We start from the raw sequence: 18012 nt of genomic DNA on the forward strand, positions 1-18012 counted from the left end.
ACGACATGACTTCCACTCGGCTTCCACTTATCCGCCTATTTGATTTTTCCAGGGGAACCAGTCTGTCTGCCCGCATGACCCGGGTGGGGCTGGTGATGACCCTACTTTTTTTGGCGATCGCGCTCCTGGCTCCCGTTTTGCAATCCTGGGGTTGGATTCAGAATCCGATCGAAACCCTGAGTAATCCCATCCATGAACCTCCTTCCCTGCGCCACTGGTTCGGCACCACTCGCCAGGGATATGATGTTTTTTCCCGCACCCTATTTGGCAGTCAGGCCGCCCTTCAGGTTGTCGTCCTGGCAACTGTGATGAGTCTGGCGGTTGGGGTGCCCATGGGTATGGTCAGTGGCTACCTGGGGGGGAAACTGGACCGATCGCTCCTGTTTTTAATGGATACCCTCTATACTCTGCCGGGGCTGATCCTCTCAGTGACCCTGGCTTTCGTCGTGGGACGTGGGATCCTGAATGCGGCGATCGCCCTCAGCATCTCCTACATTCCCCAGTACTACCGGGTCGTACGGAACCACACGGTTAGCGTCAAGACGGAACTATTTATTGAGGCGGCTCAGGCCATGGGAGCCTCCACCTGGACGGTCCTCTCCCGTTACCTGTTCCTGAATGTGATCCAGAGTGTGCCTGTCTTGTTTACCCTCAACGCTGCCGATGCCATCCTCACATTGGGAGGGTTGGGGTTCCTGGGGTTGGGCCTGCCAGAGGAAACGCCAGAATGGGGTGCTGACCTGAAACAGGCCCTGGATGCTCTGCCTACCGGAGTCTGGTGGACAGCCTTTTTCCCCGGCCTGACGATGACGGGTATGGTGGTGGGCTTATCTCTTCTGGGAGAGGGATTAAATGAATTTGTAAATCCCCTGTTGAGACGGGAAAATTGGAACCGAAAAGCCTGAAACTGTCGTCGTAGATAACTGTAGGTTTCTACGCAGGTTTGAGGAGGTTACTATGGCCCGGAATTTGTCGCTTCTCTCAACAGCCGGATTCTTGACCCTGGTGGTGGCTGCTGCTGGGGCCTTTCGTCTGATCCCGGACGAACCCATGAATGCCCAAATTAACCCGCTTCCCAGTCCCCTCGCTCCCATCAGCAAACTGGCTAAGATTAGTCCAGATGGTGCTCTTGCCCCAGTCCATCCTGATGAGCCGACAGCGGACACTCTCAACCAGCGCTTCACTTTGGAGAATTCCCTAACCCGATTGCAGCAAATCAACGCTGCCCTGACAAGTTTCCGCCAATTAACCGAAAAAACGAAGACTGTCGAAGTTGGAGCCGTTGGCAATACAGACTGGGAAACCCAAAACCTGGGCTTTCCCAACTGGACGACTTCTGTAGAAGGGACTCTGCGTCGTCAGCATTTGCAGATCAAGCAACTGGAACGGGAACTGGCCCGCAAACAGTATGCCGATCGGGAAATCAGTAAAGCAGCTTTAGAGAAAAAGCAGGCAGAGTACCAGCAGGCTGAACGGGACTTTCAGAATTATTGGAATTCTGTAAAGATTGCCGATTAATCGGCAATTGGGGGGATCAAGGTTGAATCTGGAAGAGGTATGTCAAGCAATGCCTTAGCAAGATTCAGAAGGTCACTATGCAGCTCAAGGATATCCCCTCACAGCCCACCCCAGAAGCATCTCCCCAGCCTGTTCTGGAAGCTCCCTTAACTGACTATTGGACAGAGTTAGAAACCCCTAGAACGCCGATCTTTGAAACCCAGGCTGACAGTGCTCCTGATGCCGATTCCAATCTAATCGATCAAAAGCCATCCAGAGGGTGGTCTATTCTGAAGGTTTTGCTGCTGTTGATTGCCGGTGCTGGCAGTCTCCTGGGGCTATTATTTATTGCAGCCCTATTCATGGTTACGAGCAGTGGTGGCTGTGGTAACAAGGCCAGACAGTCTGAAGTAAAGCAAAATGTCGGCTCAATGAATCGAGGGCAGCAGGCTTTCTATCTGGAGCATGGCCGCTTCTCTAAGTCAGTCAAAGCCCTGGGCCTGGGAATCCAGACGCAAACCTATAACTATCAATACTTGACTCAAGGGACTAAAACAGCAGCTTTCAGCTATGGGATTGCCCGCAACGATCAGGTCAAGAGCTATGTGGGCGCAACCTTTCTGCTGCCTGAAACTGGTCAATCCAACAAGACTAAGAGTGAGCCTTGGATGGTCACAGTGCTCTGTGAGGCTAACCGATTTGGCGTTTATCAACCCGCTAACCCAACCTTACAGAAGGGCACGCCGACCTGTCCTGAAGGGACAAAGACGATCGAGACCCGATGACCATTCCAGGTCCATCCAGTTTGAATTTTGAATTTTGAATCGATTCCCCGTAGAATTGTCAAACTGAATACGATCGAAAATCCTCGCGCCAGTGACAACTTCTACGGTTTTGGGCATTGATGTTGGTGGCTCGGCTATCAAGCTAGGACAATTCGACCGGGAGGGGCAATGTCTTCAATTTCTGACGGTTCCCACTCCCCAGCCCCCCCAGCCAGAAGCAGTGTTGGTGGCTCTGGTGGACGCGATCGCCCAGATGGAGCAAATGGAAACCTGTGGGGCGATCGGCGTCGGAACTCCCGGTCCAGCCGATGCCACAGGCCGGATTGCCCGCATCGCGATTAATCTGCCCGGTTGGCGGGAGGTGCCCCTGGCTGATTGGTTGGAAGCAAAAATCGGCTTGCCGACCGTGATTGCCAATGATGCCAACTGCGCTGGATTGGGCGAAGCCTGGTTGGGGGCGGGTCGCCGCTTCAAGAACCTGATCTTACTCACCCTGGGCACAGGAGTTGGGGGGGCTCTGATTCTGGATGGCAGATTGTTTACTGGACCCTATGGTGCAGCTGGGGAACTGGGACTGATCACCTTGAGACCGGAAGGTCCGGCCTGTAATAGCGGCAACGCCGGATCCCTGGAGCAGTATGTCTCGGCCCAGGCGATTCGACGACGGACTGGCCTGGAGCCCCATCAACTGGGAGAGCGGGCCAGGGCCGGAGACCCGGAAGCCCTGACCTTCTGGCAGAGTTACGGGCGGGATTTGGGATCTGGGCTGGCTAGCTTAATCTATGTTCTGACCCCTGAGGCGGTGTTACTTGGAGGAGGCATCAGTGCCAGCGCAGAGTTTTTTTTGCCTGCAACTCAGGCAGAACTTGAGTGGCGGGTGATGCCCACTTCTAGAGAGAAGATGTGCCTGCTCAGGGCAGAATTGGGGAACCGGGCGGGTATGGTTGGGGCAGCTAAACTGGCCTGGGAAAAGGGAATGAATCCTTAAAGGTCAATCTCATCGGTCAAGGTTTCAATCAACAAATCCATGCGTTTTTGCCGATCGGCAAGGAAAGTTTCACATTGCTGGAGCCGATCGACGGCCCTGGAAAACTGGTCAAACACTTCTGCTAGTTCCAGTTCTCCTGATTCAATCCGGGTAATGATCGCTTCAATTTCAGCGACCGTCGCTTCGTAATTCCAGTCCAGAGATGACCTGTAGGAGGCTGAGGTGAAGCCAATGTCATCCTGATCAGGGTTGAGAGGGTCAGTGGCTGCCAGAGAATCTGTCATGGGAGGTTCACATCAGCGTTTGTACTAGCATCCAAATTCATCATATCGGTTACTTTGACTTTAATCTGCCCCTGGCCCAGTTGGACGAGCAACTCTTCATTTAAATGAAGCGTCTGGGACGATCGGGCGATCGTGCCATCGGTCTGACGAACAACAGCATAGCCCCGCCGCAAAACAGCCTGAGGGTCCAGAGTCGCTAGCTTCTGCTTGAGCATCTGACAGTGCTGGTCGGCTTGTCGGAGATGTTGGGTGGTGGCCCGCAACAGCCGCTGCCGCTGCCAGCGCATGAACTGCATCTCCCGTTGCAACTGTCGTTCTGGATGCAGGCGTTGCAGCCGATCGCGCAACCGTTGCTCATGAGTCCGTAACATGTTGAGATAATGGCTGGATGCATCCTGCAACCAAGCCACCCGATTGCGGTGTTCCAGGTAGAGATCGGCCAGCAGGGGCACACTCTGCTCCGCTGCTGCCGTGGGGGTATGGGCACAAATATCGGCAGCCAGATCGGCGAGGGATTCGTCTCGCTGGTGGCCAATACCTGCGATCACGGGGATGCTACAGGTGGCGACAGCCCGGACTACCCGTTCGTCATTAAAGCAGGCCATGTCTTCGGTTGCCCCCCCACCTCGGGCCAGAATCAGGGCTTCTGCTCTTCCATCTTGTTCCACCCTTCGAATTGCGGTGACGATCGAGGCGGGAGCCTGTTCTCCCTGGACCAATGCTGGGGAGAGCAAGACATGCAGACCTGAGTAGCGACGTTTAAGGGTGCGCTGGATGTCTCCCCAGGCTGCCGCTTGGGGGGAGGTTACTACGGCAATGGTCTGGGGGTGTGAGGGGATCGGTCGTTTACGAGCCGGATCAAACAGCCCTTCTATCTCCAGACGATCGCGCAACTGTCGATAGCGCAAGGCTCTCAACCCTTCACCTGCCGGGAGAGCCTGCCAGATGATGAGCTGGTATTGTCCCCGTTGGGGATGCAGATGAATGCGACCCAGCAAAATGAGCTGGGCCCCCTGAACCGGTAAGGTGGCTAACTTATGGAGCTGGCTGTTCCAGACGACACAGTTGATCGAAGCTTTAATATCGGGATCTTGCAGGGTAAAGAACAATCCACTGCGATATTGGGTGGCACTGGAAACTTCACCGATGACCCAAATCTGCTGCAGTCGATCGTCCTGCTCCAGAACTGTTTGGATGTAAGTGGTTAGACTACCAACAGAGAGTGCTGTATCGGGAACCAGAAGATTGGGAAAAGGGGAAGACATTTTTTAAATCATTGAATGATTAAAACCAAAATTATTAAATAAAGCATACTTTATGGTACAAACGTACTTTAGATTGTAAAATAGATGAGGTGTTTCGTCTGAATACCTTAACTGGACTTTCTGAAAATACACAGTAGAATAAGCTGCATTTATTCCTCCATTCTCAGGATTATGTCTGAATTGAATATCAATAAAATTATTCCTGCAGGCAAATCAGGTTTTTAACATGAGGTCTAGAGAATTCAGACATTCAATCCATGCATTAACCTTAGCTGGCATAAATCATCCTAACTTCTTCTAAGTTTTGTTTTGAGGCATTAATGGCACCCAAGCATACAGACAATCTTGAAAAAAATAGTTCTGAAAAGCAGAACCCAGAAAAGCAAAAAGCGCTAAACCTGGTACTGAGTCAGATTGAGCGGAATTTTGGTAAGGGAACAATTATGCGATTGGGAGATGCCAGTCGCATGCGGGTAGAGACCATTCCCTCCGGAGCTTTAACCCTGGATCTGGCTTTGGGAGGAGGTCTACCCAAAGGCCGGGTCATTGAAATCTACGGCCCAGAGAGTTCTGGTAAAACAACAGTGGCGTTGCATGCGCTGGCAGAAGTGCAGAAAGCCGGTGGCGTGGCTGCCTTTGTGGATGCAGAGCATGCCCTTGACCCAACCTACTCTGCGGCGTTGGGAGTTGATATTGATAACTTGCTGGTGTCCCAGCCGGATACAGGCGAAGCTGCGTTGGAAATCGTAGACCAACTGGTGCGGTCGGCGGCGATCGATATCATTGTGATTGACTCTGTGGCTGCTCTGGTGCCCCGGGCTGAAATCGAAGGGGAAATGGGGGATGCCCATGTGGGTCTGCAGGCTCGATTGATGAGTCAGGCCCTGCGAAAGATCACGGGCAATATCGGTAAGTCCGGCTGTACAGTGATTTTCCTGAACCAGCTCCGGCAGAAAATTGGGGTTTCCTATGGCAATCCCGAAACGACGACGGGGGGCAATGCTCTAAAGTTCTATGCTTCGGTGCGGCTGGATATCCGCCGTATTCAGACCCTGAAGAAAGGAACCGAAGAATATGGGATTCGGGCGAAGGTCAAAGTGGCCAAGAACAAAGTTGCGCCACCTTTCCGCATTGCCGAATTTGACATCATTTTTGGCAAGGGAATTTCTACTCTGGGTTGCCTGGTAGATATGGCCGAGGAAACGGGTGTACTAACTCGTAAGGGAGCCTGGTACAGCTACTCTGGGGATAACATCAGCCAGGGCCGGGATAACGCAATTAAGTATCTGGAAGAAAATCCGGAGTTTGCGAAGACGCTCGAACAGCAGGTGCGCCAGAAGCTGGAAATGGGGGCAGTGGTCTCGGCGAATTCAGTGGTCCCGATCGAAGAGGAGGATGAAGATCCCTATCTGGAAGATGAGATGTAGGAAACGCAGGCTCCTGACAGGACGCGATGGCTGAACAGTCAGATTCTGGTTGCTCTGGTGGCAAGTTTAGCCAGAGGACAGCCCCTGCTGCCCGAATTGCCCTTGGGAATCATTTCCTTTATGCTACCCAAGAGCAGGTGTAGTGGAGGCTAGCGCATACATGCAGATACAAGATAGAACCTTATTGTCCAGGGTGGAGCAGGCGATCCAGGTCAGCCAGTCCTATCTTCTTTCTACCCAACATCCTGATGGCTATTGGTGGGTGGAACTAGAATCTAATGTGACGATTACCTCTGAAGCGGTTCTCCTGCACAAAATCTGGGGAACAGATCAATCCCGCAATCTGCATAAAGTCGAAACCTATCTGCGACAGCAGCAGCGGGACCATGGGGGTTGGGAACTCTTCTACGGGGATGGGGGCGAACTGAGTACCACCGTGGAAGCTTATATGGCTCTGCGATTGCTAGGGGTACCAGCCAGCGATCCGTCGCTGTTGCGGGCCAAGACATTCATTCTGGCGCGGGGTGGTATCAGTAAGACCCGCATTTTCACCAAAATGCACCTGGCCCTGATTGGTTGCTATAGCTGGCGCGGTCTGCCTTCCATTCCGCCCTGGATTATGCTGCTGCCCGACAATTTCTTCTTCAATATCTATGAAATGTCCAGTTGGGCCAGGGGTAGCACGGTACCGTTGCTAATTGTGTTCGATCGTAAGCCCGTCTTTCAGGTGGAGCCGCAGATTACCCTGGATGAACTCTATGCCGAAGGGATTGAACAGGTTCGCTATGAGCTGCCCCGTAATCATGACTGGACTGATTTTTTTGTCACCCTGGATGATCTGTTTAAGCTAGGGGAAAATCTGAATCTGGTGCCGTTTCGGGAGCAAGGACTGCGGGCTGCTGAGAAGTGGGTGTTGGAACGGCAGGAGGCAACAGGAGACTGGGGTGGTATTATTCCGGCCATGCTCAATTCGCTGCTGGCCCTCAAGTGCCTGGACTATGCTCCGGCAGATCCGATCGTCGATCGGGGGCTGCGGGCGGTCGATAACTTTGCCATTGAAGATGAAACGACCTATCGGGTGCAACCCTGTGTCTCGCCGGTTTGGGATACAGCTCTGGTGATGCGATCGCTGGTGGATTCTGGTCTGGCTCCTGATCACCCGGCGCTGGTCAAAGCTGGAAACTGGCTGCTGGAGAAGCAGATCCTCGACTATGGGGATTGGATCGTGAAGAACCGCCAGGGGAAGCCAGGAGCCTGGGCTTTCGAGTTTGATAACCGGTTTTACCCCGATGTGGATGATTCGGCGGTAGTCGTGATGGCCCTGAACGCGGTGCAGCTCCCGAATGAGGATCTGAAGCAGGCCGCGATCGTCCGGGCTTTGAACTGGATTGCCACCATGCAGTGTCGTCCCGGTGGTTGGGCTGCTTTCGACCTCGACAATGATCAGGACTGGCTGAACAAGCTGCCCTATGGAGATCTGAAGGCGATGATCGATCCCAATACCGCAGATGTGACCGCCAGAGTTTTAGAGATGGTGGGAAGGATTCAACATTCAGTCTCTACCATCCCTAATACATCACTATCAGATGAGCGACTGGCGCGAGGACTGGCCTACCTGCGGCAGGAGCAGGAACCGGAGGGCTGCTGGTTTGGTCGCTGGGGGGTGAACTACATCTACGGCACCAGTGGCGTCCTGGCGGCTCTGGCCCTTGTTGCGCCTAAAACCCATCGATCGGACATCGAACGGGGGGCCGCCTGGTTAGTTCAATGTCAGAATGCCAACGGGGGTTGGGGTGAAACCTGTTTCAGTTATAACGATCGCGCCCTCATGGGCCAGGGAGATAGCACGGCATCCCAAACGGCCTGGGCCTTGATCGGGTTGCTGGCTGCTGGAGAGGCTACAGGTCGGTATGCGGAGGATGAAATCGATCGGGGAGTCACCTATCTGCTGGAAACGCAGCGATCGGATGGCACCTGGGATGAAAACTACTTCACGGGGACAGGCTTTCCCTGCCATTTCTACCTGAAATATCACCTGTACCAACAACATTTTCCCCTGACCGCCTTGGGACGCTATCGGGTTCAACGCGGGTAGGGGCGGGACTAATCGCGTCCCTACCCGGCTATAAAATTATTCCGTAACGACGAAATTGACCAATTTTCCGGGGACCACGATCACCTTTTTCACATTTTTGCCGGTAATATACCGCTGGGCCAGATCAGATTCCTTGGCATAGCGTTCCAGGTCAGCTCGATCGGCGGTAGCGGGCACTTGGATCGATCCCCTGGTCTTGCCACAGACCTGGATGACCAGGGTGATTTCATCGGCTACCAGCGCCGTCGGATCGGCGATCGGCCAGGTTTGTTGATGAACGGAATTTCTATGCCCTAACTCCTGCCACAATTCTTCAGCAATGTGGGGGGCAAAGGGAGCCAGAAGTAGAAGTAATGTGCGGATGCCCTCGCCATAAACTGGAGACTCTTTGCAGGGACAATCCGTCAGGGCATTACTCAACTTCATAAGCTCTGAAACAGCCGTATTGAACTGGTAGTCTCCTTCCAGGTCTGCGGTAATTTCCTGAATAGCAATGTGAATCGACCGCCGCAGGTCTTTCTCAAGTTTAGTCAAGGTTGCGGGATCGTAGGGGTGCACCGCTCTATCGCTGGTTGCAGCAAATTCCGTGACCAGTCGCCAGACTCGGTTCAGAAAGCGAAACTGGCCTTCCACATCGGCATCATCCCATTCTAGGTCTTTTTCAGGGGGTGCTTTGAACAGGATGAACATGCGCGCAGTATCGGCCCCATATTTGTTGATCACGTCCTCTGGAGCCACCCCGTTATATTTTGATTTGGACATGGTTTTGTAGGAGACTTCCAGCTTTTCTCCTGTTTCCGGATCACGGGGATCGTCGGGATCAACCTGAGCTGAAGGAATCCACTTGCCTGTGGTGGGGTTCATATAGGTCAACCCCTGCACCATGCCCTGAGTGAGCAGCCGTTGAAACGGCTCATCCAAGTTCAGCAGTCCCCGATCGCGCAACACTTTGGTAAAGAAGCGGGAGTAAAGCAAGTGTAGAATGGCGTGCTCAATCCCACCGACATACTGATCCACAGGCATCCAGTCATTGGTGCGGGCTGGATCAAAAACCTGGTCTTCATTCCGAGCGTCGGGATAGCGGAGAAAATACCAAGAGGAATCGATGAAAGTGTCCATTGTATCTGTCTCCCGCTGGGCTGGCTCCCCACAGGAAGGACAGGGAACTTTCACCCAGGATTCCAACTGGGAGAGTACAGAAGGACCCCGGCCTGATAGTTCAATGTCTTCTGGCAGCACTACTGGCAGGTCAGTATCGGGTACCGGCACAATCCCACAACTGGGGCAATGGATCACAGGGATGGGAGCCCCCCAATAGCGCTGCCGGGAGATCAGCCAATCTCGCAGACGATACTGAATCCGGGCCTTGCCAATTCCCTGCTGTTCGGCATACTCAATGATGGCTTGCTTGGCCTTGGGAGAGGGTAGGCTATCAAACTGACTGGAATTGACTAGAATACCCGCTTCAGTGTAAGCGGCTGCTAAGGGTTCACTCCCACTGTTGCCCTCCGGGACAATCACCACCTGAATCGGCAGGCCCTGCTGTTTCGCAAACTGGAAATCCCTGGCATCGTGAGCGGGGACGCCCATGACGGCTCCTGTACCGTACTCGTATAACACGTAATCAGCAATCCAGATGGGGATCTCTTGGCCCGTGAAAGGATTGATGGCTTTGCCTCCGGTGGGAATTCCCCGCTTGGGCTTGTCTTCAGCGGTGCGCTCCAGCTCACTCTGGCCAGAGACTTCTTGAATAAAGGCAGCCACAACCGCCTGTTGCTCTGGGGTAGTGACTTTGGCAGTCAAGGGATGTTCTGGAGCCAACACCACATAGGTGACCCCGTAGGCCGTATCCGGACGGGTGGTGAATACCCCGATCGTTTCTTCAGACCCCACGATCGGAAATTCCAGGTAAGCTCCCACGGATTTACCAATCCAATTAGCTTGCATCAGTTTGACCCGCTCCGGCCAACCTGTGAGGTTGTCCAGATCATTCAGCAACTGCTCGGCATAGTCCGTAATTTTGAGGAACCACTGGCGTAACAGCCGCCGTTCAACTTTGGCTCCCGATCGCCACGATCGGCCTTCGCTGTCCACCTGTTCGTTAGCCAGCACTGTCTGGTCAATGGGATCCCAGTTCACGGCTGCTTCCTTCTGGTAGGCCAGTCCAGCCTGGAAAAACTGCAGAAAAATCCACTGGGTCCAGCGGTAATAATCGGGTGAGCAGGTGGCCACTTCCCGGTTCCAGTCGTAGGAGAGGCCCAGTCGTTTCAATTCCGATCGCATCTGGGCAATATTCTGGTACGTCCACTTGGCTGGATGGATGCCCCGTTGAATGGCCGCATTCTCTGCGGGCAGACCAAAAGCATCCCAGCCCATGGGATGGAGGACTCGATAACCCTGCATCCGATGCACTCGACCAATCACATCTGTAATCGTATAGTTGCGGACATGCCCCATGTGCAGGTTGCCCGACGGATAGGGAAACATGGACAGGGCATAGAATTTGGGGCGATCGTCCCCATCCGGGGCTAGGTCTAAACCCTGTTCAGACCAAACCTGTTGCCATTTCTCCTCGATCTCGGCGGGATTGTAACGGGACTCCACAAAAATTCTCCTACTCTCAAATCCAATGAATGCGTTTCGCCCCTACAATTCTGACACAGGACCGATTCAGCTACAGACAATCACAATCTTGCCCGCCTGCCAGGCCTGCTGGAGATAGGCCATTTCTGCCGCAAATCGTTCATCGATATAGGTCGTCATAAAGGTCTGATATTGTTCCAGGTCAGCAGTTAATTGGGCCTTCTGATGATCATCCGCATAGAAACTTTGTACCTGGCGGAATGCTCCTGCTGCTTTGACAAAAGCAATATCCACCTGAGATAGCGCCCCATCGGCCATCCGATACACCGGATTGACGATGTCATAGGCGACGAATCCCTGCTGGCGCATCAGGTCCATCACGTCATAGAACTGGTTAAACAGGGTCATTTCGATGATGGCGTACTCAGTTTCCTGCAGAACTCTAGTGGCCCCACTCAGAACATCCACCTCCGGGCCGTCAACATCGACCTTAAGCAGGTAAGGGCCTATTAGATGACGATCGACACAAATCTGATCCAGGGTGACCATGGGCACTGTTCTGGGACTTCCATCCTGACCCGGAAAAGCCAGGCTACCCGGTTCCCGACCTGCAGCCGCTGTCAGGTAGGTCGCGTTGGGAAAGAGGGTACAAATTTTTTCCAGGTGGGGGGCATCCTCCTCTCGGGGTTCCAGGAGTAAATGCTTGGCCTCCGGAAAGATATGGTACAAATCAAAGGTCCCCACTCCGGCTCCTACATCAATCACGGTTGCAGGTTGAAAGCCCAGATGCTTGATGTTATATAAGCTTCCGGGCCAGGAATGGCGCTGAATCCTGACCTCGTCTGGGGTTGTGGCTGGGAAGGATGGAGGGGGCAGGGCCGCTTCATCAGGATGAAGTTCCCGAATATACTGTCGAATCACCTCTGCCAAGCGATAGCCTTCCAGGCGCTCGAATCGTGCTGCTTCACTGACCAGAATTTGAAACAGGTGAGCCAGATGCTGATCGGCGACAGATTCTGGCTGGCCTAAGCCAGTCATCCAGGTGACCTGAGCCTCTTCCTCGTATCCCTGAAGCAGGTAAATTAGCCCCAGATACCAGTAGTTCCGCACATCGGTGGGGTCAACCGCGATCGCGTCCTCATAGAGTCGGGATGCTTCGGCATACTCTGCCTGAAGAAAATAGTGATAGGCCAGATCAAGCATGGATGCAATGGATAACTGATTTGTGATTCAGTCTATCCCAGCCACCCCGTTTGCAGGGGTTTGTAAAATTTATCCTTCCCAATTTGTTGCATCATAGGCATGGTGGCTTGGGTGAGATCTGAGATGACCGATGAACCGCTATCAACTCTGCTCAGGGTGTTTGTCTATGGCAGCTTGAAGCCAGGTGGATTTTATTACGATCGCTATTGTGCGGGTAAGGTGATTAAGGCCCAGCCTGCGATCGTTCCAGGTTGCCTTTATGGGCTGCCGATGGGATACCCTGCTATGACTGAAGGGGCAGGTACGGTTCACGGTGTACTACTCACATTCAATGACTTCGGGGTTCTGGATAACCTGGACGAACTGGAAGGTTATGACCCCGATCTCCCCTCCTATGAAAATGAGTATGAACGGCGCTGGCTGGAAGTTTTTGATTCCAAAGGAGAATCCCTCGGATCGGCCTGGGCCTATGTCATGAAGCAACAGCAAGCCGAACAACTGGGAGGGACTTTGATTCCTAAGGGAAATTGGCAGCCTAGTTAGGATTGGTTTGGATGATCCAGGTGGGACTTTCAGGGGCAGAAACGGGAGCTTTGGGAATGTCAACCACTGGACGATCGAGGGCAATCATCAACGAGTCAGAGGTTACCCTGGGTCGGGTAGGACCATTCAGAGAAACTTCTAGATTGGAATTGTCCGATTTAGCCATTTGGGCGTTTTCCAGGAAGGGAGAACGAACACCCGGAACGAGACCTGCAACGGCAGCAACAAAGAGGGCTGCGATTGCCGTCCCCGCCCAAGTTGCTCTCGAACGACGGGCTAAGTGGCGCAAAACACCCGCTTGAACCTGTTCGGTCGACTGCTGGGACCTAGGCACAGGGGCGGTCTGCAACCCCTGACGCAGCTGAAGCAGGCGAACATAAAGACGCTGCACAACTGGATCCGTATCTAACCACTCTTCGACCTGGCGACGCTCAGTCGTGGTGACCTCATGATCCAGGTAGGCACTCAGGAGCTCAAATCGATCGCGCTTCAATCCATCCAGAAGATGATGAGGTTGGGGCTCACTGATGGGTTGGCCTCGATCGGAGAAAGGGGTAGGATTCTGATTCAAGTTTTGGTTGGGCTCAAAGTTAGAAGTCATCTCAGTATTACTACCAAGCGGGGATGCACAGTCGGTAAAAGCCTACAGTCAGTAAAAGTCTATAGCAGTTTACCAACTCTATCTATGAAAGGGAAAGGCAGACTCCGTTGGCCTCCAGGCCAAAGAGCTTGAACCCAAGAACAGTTTATCACTTGCCATTCAAATAAGTTTGCAATTGTTGCTGCAAACGATAGCGGGCCCTGGCAATTCTGGATTTTACGGTTCCCAGGGAAACTCCGGTCAGTTCAGCAATCTCTTCGTAAGCCATCCCTTCGATTTCTCTCAGGACGATGGTTGTGCGAAAGACCTCTGGCAAGTCAGCAATTGCTTCCCGCAATTGATCGTAGAACTCCAGGGTGGTCAGGTTTTCCACAGGTCCTGGATCATCGGAAGCAATTTCCCAGTCCATCTCACCATCGTCCAGTTTGCGAGGAGCATCCAGGGACAGCGGCTCAAGAACGCGTTTCCGTTTCCGGAGTTCGTCATAGAACAGGTTCGTTGCAATTCGCGTTAGCCAGCCCCGGAACTTGATAGGATCCTGCAGCCGCTTGATATTGCGGTAAGCCCGAATCCAGACCTCCTGAGCCAGATCAGCTCGATCTTGCCAATCGGGAGCCAAATGGTAGAGCACCTTATCGACATGGGGTTGATACCGCCGCAACAGCTCTGCGAAAGCAGATCGATCAGGACGGATCCCTTCCTGACAGTGCAGGATTAGATCACAGTTTGAAAGTTTATCGAGCTGTATTGCAGGACTTTGAGGTTCTTGGACCCCATTTGTCAACCAGGTTGCAGAAATAGAATGGCTCATGGATTTGCCCCAGACAGTTAGGAAGGACGCAAACTTGTTGAGAGAAGTTCCTGCACATTACCGGCACCGAACCAATGCAGTTGTTTCTCTCTCTCTATCTTTGAGATTAACGTCAACCACTCCATCAGTCAGAGGGAGGATGTACAACTTCCAGGATTGTCCACTGAAAGCCTGAAAATTGAACCTGCTCCGCGAACAACTGGTCTAAATAACTCGCAAAATCATCCCTTCTCGGGCCAGGATGGCCATGGGAAAGGCAGCCTGAACTTCGGATTCTACCCGATCTAGAAAATCATCATCATGGTTAGGATCATGGTGGAACATCACTGGACGCTTCACCCCGGCTGCCTTCGCAACCTCTAAGCCAGCCTGCCAGGTTGAGTGGCCCCACCCCGTTTTCGGGGATTTGGGGTCATTGTATTCCTGATCGGTATAGCAGGCGTCATAAATCAAAATATCGGCATCGCGAGCTAGATGAACCAGGTTTTCATCTACCCGATCGGGATAATGTTCCGTGTCAGTAGCGTAAACTACGGAGTGACCCTTCCAACTCACTCGGTAGCCCATGGCTGAGTTGGGATGGTTAAGCAACCCTGTTTCGATTGTGACATCTCCTAAACTGACCTGATCGCCAACGGTCAGATCCACGAACTTTAAGTCAGATTTCATGATCTGAATGGGGACTGGAAAATTAGGATGTAGCATCTGATTGGTCAGACGCTGTTTCATCGTTTCTCCGCTGGCTGCGATTGCCCCGTAGATCTGGAAGCAGTTTCCCGGAATGAACGCTGGGACAAAGAAGGGAAACCCCTGGATATGATCCCAGTGGGAATGGGTAAAAAAGATATGGGCCTCGATCGGCATCTGACTCAACAGATGCTTTCCCAGGACTCGCAGACCAGTTCCGCCGTCAAAAATCAGGCGTTTGCCACCGACCCGCATTTCAACGCAAGAAGTATTGCCTCCGTACCGGACGGTTTCAGGCCCTGGTGAAGGAATGCTCCCCCGGACTCCCCAAAAATGGACTTCAAAGATGTCTCCTGAATCAATCGGAGCATCATGAGGTAGATTTTCTGGACCAGGTTCCAGGGCTGGGCTGGCCTGGTCTTCTGGAAGTTGCGAACCTGGGTTAGCAATGTCAGTTTCTGGCATGTTCCGTCAAGTTAGCCTCAGCTAGCATTTGATCGTACTTGTGGACCTCCAATGGGCGATTTTGAGAGTCCACAAGTACAACAGTGGGTGAGTGATGGCTCAGTTCTTCCTGAGTCAATTGACCGTAGGTCATGATAATCAGACGATCTCCCTTCACACCCAAACGGGCTGCCGCTCCATTCAGCTCCACAATACCTGAGTAGGGTGGTGCTGAAATGGCATAGGTAATCAGACGTTCACCATTCATGACGTTGACCACCTGCACTTGCTCATAGGGTAGAATTCCGGCTGCGTCCAGCAGAGCCTGATCGATACCTATGCTACCCATGTAGTGCAGGTTTGCTGAAGTCAGGGTACAACCGTGAATTTTTGCTAGAAGAAGCGTTCGCTGCATCTTTGAAGCCTACCCATTAGCATTGTGAGCGGGATTACCCCAGTAAATCCAACGTGATAGCTGTATTAATTGACTTGATTCAGTCCTGAGATCAGTGGACTCCTAAAGATTCAGTGAGCTACTGAGCCGCCTTAATACATTTTTCAACCAGGGGGAGCACCTTATCCACATTTTGCCAGCCCAGAATCTCAGTTACCTTCTTCTCTAGATTTTTGTAAGTCTTGAAGAATTCGGCAATTTCATCCAGGCGGTGAGAAGCAACATCCTGGAGTGACTTGACGTTGGCATAGCGTGGATCTTTGGCTGGAACGCAGAGGATTTTTTCGTCCCGATCGCCTCCATCAACCATCTCCAGCATACCAATTGGACGAGCTGCGATGACGCATCCGGGAAAAGTTGGTTGATCCATCAATACTAAGCCATCCAGGGGGTCGCCGTCATCTGCCAGCGTGTTGGGAATGAAACCGTAGTCGTAGGGATATTGCACCGAAGAGAAAAGCACTCGGTCCAGGGCAAATGCCTGCATATCCTTGTCGAACTCGTATTTATTCTTACTACCTGCCGGGATCTCGATCAGCACATTGATGAGATCGGGTTTAGGTTGAGCCGGGATACGTGATAAATCCACAATGGTTCTCCAAGCGAATGAAACATAATTGAGGATACAAAACCCTCCGAGTAGCATTCTACATGGGCAATAGAGACGTTGACCCACTGGCTCAGTGACAAAATCAAATGGATAATTTAGCGATGAAAATTTTTACAAAACTGACTACAGCAGCCCTGGTTAGTGCAGGCATAACGGGTATCTCTCCCGTTGTGCTGGCTGAAAGCCCTGCCATTTACCTGAAACAGGGAACCTGGAATATTAATCAGAAAGCCTGTATTGATTCTGCAGTCAAGGGTTTGAGGCAGAATCGGTTTCAGGCCCTGACGACTAGCAAGTCTGGTGCCTCTGGAGAGCAGGGGAATTATCGGGCGGTGGTGACCTGCGAGACGATCGACGGGGTGCGCGATCGAATCTGGTATTTGATTGTAGTATCAGGTCCGACCCTGGCTGGGGCCAAACAACTGGGGCTGGCGATCGACAAGGCTATGGAATAACCCTGAAATAAGCATCCAGGCTGTTCTGGCGGGTTGGATGTTGACTCGCCTGTATTTTGTAGTATAATTGTAGTATTATAGGGAGGCAAGCGATTATGCCCTACAGCGAATTAGATCTTTCCAGTCCTGCGCCTGTGTTGTCCTGGGCCGGTCATCCTCTGGCGTCGGATGAGACCCGAATGGCGAAAAATGTTGCCTCTCTGCCGTTTATCTTCAAGCATGTGGCCCTGATGCCGGATGTTCACCTGGGTAAGGGAGCCCTGGTGGGTTCTGTGATTGCTACGAAGGAAGCTATTATTCCGGCAGCAGTAGGTGTAGATATTGGCTGTGGCATGTGTGCCATCAAGACGCCCTTTGGGGCTGATCAACTGGAGGGCAAACTCAAGAAAATTCGTCAGGACATTGAGGCTCAAATCCCGGTAGGCTTCAACGAGAATGATGAGGTCGAGAAGTCGGTTACCAACTGGCAGGGCTGGCGGCAGTTCAAGGAGCTGCATCCTGGTGTTCAGCGACTGGAGGGTAAGGCGATGAAACAGTTGGGTTCCCTTGGGGGTGGCAATCACTTCATTGAATTGTGCCTGGATAGGGAGAACCAGGTCTGGCTGATGTTGCATTCTGGCTCCCGGAATATCGGCAACATGCTGGCCCAAAACCATATCAACACGGCTAAGGATCTGGCCAAACTGGCTGGTTTGTCTTTGCCAGATCAGGACCTCGCTGCTTTTGTAACTGGCACACCCGAATTTGCGGCCTACTGGCACGATCTGCAGTGGGCTCAGGAGTATGCCCGGTTCAACCGGGAGGTAATGATGGCTCGCTTCAAGCGGATCATCGAGTTGCATCTGGCGGGTGGAAAGCCGACGAAACCCCTGCTCTCTGTCAACTGCCACCACAACTATGCCGAGAAGGAAGTTCATTACGGTGAGGCGGTCTATGTCACTCGTAAAGGGGCCGTGCGAGCCAGGGAAGAGGACTATGGGATTATTCCCGGATCAATGGGGACCAAATCCTACATTGTGAAGGGCAAGGGCAACCACGAGAGCTACTGTTCTTGCTCCCATGGGGCAGGACGAGCCATGTCCCGGAATAAGGCCAAGCTGCAATATACGCTGGATGATCTGATTCAGCAAACGCAAGGAATCGAGTGTCGTAAGGATGAGGGTGTGCTGGATGAAATCCCGGCAGCCTACAAACCGATCGATCAGGTGATGGACAATCAGGCTGATCTGGTGGAGGTAGTAGCGACCCTAAAGCAGGTGGTCTGTGTGAAGGGTTAGGTA

Annotated in this window: 18 protein-coding genes; 9 read left to right on the forward strand and 9 right to left on the reverse strand. The window is 52.6% G+C overall.

Annotation, left to right across the window (positions count from 1 at the left end; translation table 11 throughout):
* Window positions 1–5: 5 nt before the first annotated feature.
* From BST81_RS03890 to BST81_RS03905, 4 genes are all read left to right on the forward strand, one after another.
* Entirely contained in the window at window positions 6–905 is a 900-nt protein-coding gene (locus BST81_RS03890; protein ID WP_075597231.1) for an ABC transporter permease, read from the forward strand.
* A gap of 52 nt (window positions 906–957) precedes the next feature.
* A complete protein-coding gene (locus BST81_RS03895; RefSeq protein WP_075597232.1) occupies window positions 958–1518 on the forward strand; it encodes a hypothetical protein in 561 nt (186 codons plus the stop codon).
* A gap of 77 nt (window positions 1519–1595) precedes the next feature.
* Window positions 1596–2282, forward strand: a complete 687-nt coding sequence (locus tag BST81_RS03900; RefSeq protein WP_083636656.1) for a type IV pilin-like G/H family protein — start codon at window positions 1596–1598, stop codon at window positions 2280–2282.
* Window positions 2283–2373: 91 nt separating this feature from the next.
* Window positions 2374–3270 carry an ROK family protein gene (locus BST81_RS03905; protein WP_075597233.1) on the forward strand — a complete coding sequence of 299 codons (897 nt, stop codon included), beginning with the start codon at window positions 2374–2376 and terminating at the stop codon, window positions 3268–3270.
* On the opposite strand, the gene xseB is transcribed toward BST81_RS03905, so the two are convergent.
* Window positions 3267–3554, reverse strand: a complete 288-nt coding sequence (gene xseB, locus BST81_RS03910) for an exodeoxyribonuclease VII small subunit (protein WP_083636657.1) — start codon at window positions 3552–3554, stop codon at window positions 3267–3269. The genes BST81_RS03905 and xseB overlap by 4 nt on opposite strands.
* Window positions 3551–4819: an exodeoxyribonuclease VII large subunit gene (xseA, locus tag BST81_RS03915; protein WP_075597234.1), complete on the reverse strand. Its 1269-nt coding sequence runs from the start codon at window positions 4817–4819 to the stop codon at window positions 3551–3553. Before xseA ends, xseB begins: the two co-directional genes overlap by 4 nt.
* A gap of 320 nt (window positions 4820–5139) precedes the next feature.
* Here xseA and recA point away from each other — a divergent pair, with 320 nt between their 5' ends.
* Window positions 5140–6246: a recombinase RecA gene (recA, locus tag BST81_RS03920; RefSeq protein ID WP_075597235.1), complete on the forward strand. Its 1107-nt coding sequence runs from the start codon at window positions 5140–5142 to the stop codon at window positions 6244–6246.
* Between the two features lie 160 nt (window positions 6247–6406).
* Complete coding sequence (gene shc, locus BST81_RS03925) at window positions 6407–8341, forward strand: squalene--hopene cyclase (RefSeq protein WP_075597236.1); 1935 nt, start codon at window positions 6407–6409, stop codon at window positions 8339–8341.
* 36 nt (window positions 8342–8377) lie between these two features.
* Here the strand turns inward: shc and leuS are convergent, their stop codons facing one another.
* Together leuS and BST81_RS03935 are read right to left on the reverse strand one after the other, a co-directional pair.
* The gene (leuS, locus tag BST81_RS03930) at window positions 8378–10945 is read right to left on the reverse strand and encodes a leucine--tRNA ligase (RefSeq protein ID WP_075597237.1); all 2568 of its coding nucleotides are present in this window, start codon (window positions 10943–10945) and stop codon (window positions 8378–8380) included.
* Window positions 10946–11011: 66 nt separating this feature from the next.
* Window positions 11012–12127 (reverse strand): FkbM family methyltransferase, encoded by a 1116-nt coding sequence (locus BST81_RS03935; protein WP_083636658.1) that lies wholly within the window; start codon window positions 12125–12127, stop codon window positions 11012–11014.
* Window positions 12128–12250: 123 nt separating this feature from the next.
* Between BST81_RS03935 and BST81_RS03940 the strand changes: the two genes are divergently transcribed.
* Window positions 12251–12670 (forward strand): gamma-glutamylcyclotransferase, encoded by a 420-nt coding sequence (locus tag BST81_RS03940; RefSeq protein ID WP_075597238.1) that lies wholly within the window; start codon window positions 12251–12253, stop codon window positions 12668–12670.
* Here the strand turns inward: BST81_RS03940 and BST81_RS03945 are convergent.
* From BST81_RS03945 to BST81_RS03965, 5 genes are all read right to left on the reverse strand, one after another.
* Entirely contained in the window at window positions 12663–13271 is a 609-nt protein-coding gene (locus BST81_RS03945) for a hypothetical protein (RefSeq protein WP_075597239.1), read from the reverse strand. The two genes, BST81_RS03940 and BST81_RS03945, sit on opposite strands and share 8 nt — an antisense overlap.
* Before the next feature lie 148 nt (window positions 13272–13419).
* On the reverse strand, window positions 13420–14082 hold the full coding sequence (locus BST81_RS03950) for a sigma-70 family RNA polymerase sigma factor (RefSeq protein ID WP_075597240.1): 663 nt from the start codon (window positions 14080–14082) through the stop codon (window positions 13420–13422).
* 204 nt (window positions 14083–14286) lie between these two features.
* Window positions 14287–15234 (reverse strand): MBL fold metallo-hydrolase, encoded by a 948-nt coding sequence (locus tag BST81_RS03955; RefSeq protein WP_075597241.1) that lies wholly within the window; start codon window positions 15232–15234, stop codon window positions 14287–14289.
* Window positions 15221–15628, reverse strand: coding sequence for an aspartate 1-decarboxylase (gene panD / locus BST81_RS03960; RefSeq protein ID WP_075597242.1), 408 nt, complete (start codon window positions 15626–15628; stop codon window positions 15221–15223). The genes BST81_RS03955 and panD overlap by 14 nt, the downstream gene beginning before the upstream one ends.
* Before the next feature lie 118 nt (window positions 15629–15746).
* On the reverse strand, window positions 15747–16256 hold the full coding sequence (locus BST81_RS03965) for an inorganic diphosphatase (RefSeq protein WP_075597243.1): 510 nt from the start codon (window positions 16254–16256) through the stop codon (window positions 15747–15749).
* Between the two features lie 122 nt (window positions 16257–16378).
* Here BST81_RS03965 and BST81_RS03970 point away from each other — a divergent pair, with 122 nt between their 5' ends.
* Both BST81_RS03970 and BST81_RS03975 read left to right on the forward strand, forming a co-directional pair.
* On the forward strand, window positions 16379–16732 hold the full coding sequence (locus BST81_RS03970; RefSeq protein WP_143780212.1) for a hypothetical protein: 354 nt from the start codon (window positions 16379–16381) through the stop codon (window positions 16730–16732).
* Between the two features lie 95 nt (window positions 16733–16827).
* Window positions 16828–18009 (forward strand): RtcB family protein, encoded by a 1182-nt coding sequence (locus BST81_RS03975; protein WP_075597245.1) that lies wholly within the window; start codon window positions 16828–16830, stop codon window positions 18007–18009.
* Window positions 18010–18012 lie beyond the last annotated feature (3 nt).

It is taken from the genome of Leptolyngbya sp. 'hensonii' (genome assembly GCF_001939115.1).
Taxonomy (GTDB): domain Bacteria; phylum Cyanobacteriota; class Cyanobacteriia.